Raw genomic sequence first — 1,063 nt, 5'->3', positions numbered from 1 at the left:
CTACAGGTACACCTGAAGCTATTTCAGGTGTGATGGATGACACAATTGTATCAGTTCCCTTTATTTCACTGTATGATGATGATGTTTATACCTACTTCTTTAAAGTAAATGGTACAACTCTTTCACAGACAGAAGGATGGATGCAGTTAAATAAGTAAACTCATATCACGAACACAAAATAAAAATTCTATGCAGTAATGACAGACGCTTTGCCGATGGAATAATCGGCAGAGCGTTTGTTGTATTTGCAATACCTATATCTGGATTTTACAAAAAGCTTCAATAACTCAAATTAATTATATCTTTATTTTTACTATAAGATGGAAATCTTCCAGTGGCCAATATTACAAAATTTAACTGTCAAGAAATGGATTAATCTCTCAATGTAAATGTCGTTTCTGTTTAGCAGTCAAAATTCGCCGTCCGACAATATCCCTCTGGTATTTTGGGAATGAGCTTTGGCTCGAATTCATCTTCACAATTTCCTGGGACATCAACCTGGAATACCCTTACTGGCACTCTTTGAATGTGGGGATATCGCCTTTTTGATCCTTTACATAAGCGATGGAGGCATCCCATTCCGCCTCCATCGGTTATATTAGGATAACTTTAAAGCTATCCCATGGTAGGCTGTAGATATCAACCATGCTGTTTAAGGTGTTATCTGCAATAATCTGTTGTATTTGTTGTTTTTCTGCTGGCAAAAAATATCCTTTTTCGATAAGAATTGTCATATCTTGATTCCTATCCAAAAAGAAAGAGTTTTTCCAAAGACACAAATTATTTTACACTATAAAATTCAATTGTGGAGGAGAAATATATTGATTTATTCTATAGAAGATTTTATAGCCCCCAAAAATATAGCTTCGATTTCACAAAAAATTTCTGCTGGATGCAAGATTCAAATAAACCTTGCATCCAGCAGAGATTTTTCATTAGGGAAAAATGTTAATATCTAATTTTAACCGGCATCCATCAATTTTATACACTTAATTATTATCTGCTGTTAGGTTCCAATCAGCAAAACTACCTGTTGGATCCCAATCCTCCCAATAAACATTTT

Annotated in this window: 1 protein-coding gene; it reads right to left on the bottom strand. The window is 34.3% G+C overall.

Annotated elements, in window-relative coordinates:
* Window positions 1-593: 593 nt before the first annotated feature.
* On the bottom strand, window positions 594-734 hold the full coding sequence (locus NFS31_RS26810) for a hypothetical protein (protein ID WP_251502161.1): 141 nt from the start codon (window positions 732-734) through the stop codon (window positions 594-596).
* Window positions 735-1,063 lie beyond the last annotated feature (329 nt).

It is taken from the genome of Otoolea muris, from assembly GCF_943193115.1.
In the GTDB taxonomy this organism is placed as follows: domain Bacteria; phylum Bacillota; class Clostridia; order Lachnospirales; family Lachnospiraceae; genus Otoolea; species Otoolea muris.
This window is presented reverse-complemented; position numbering and strand designations above follow the sequence as displayed.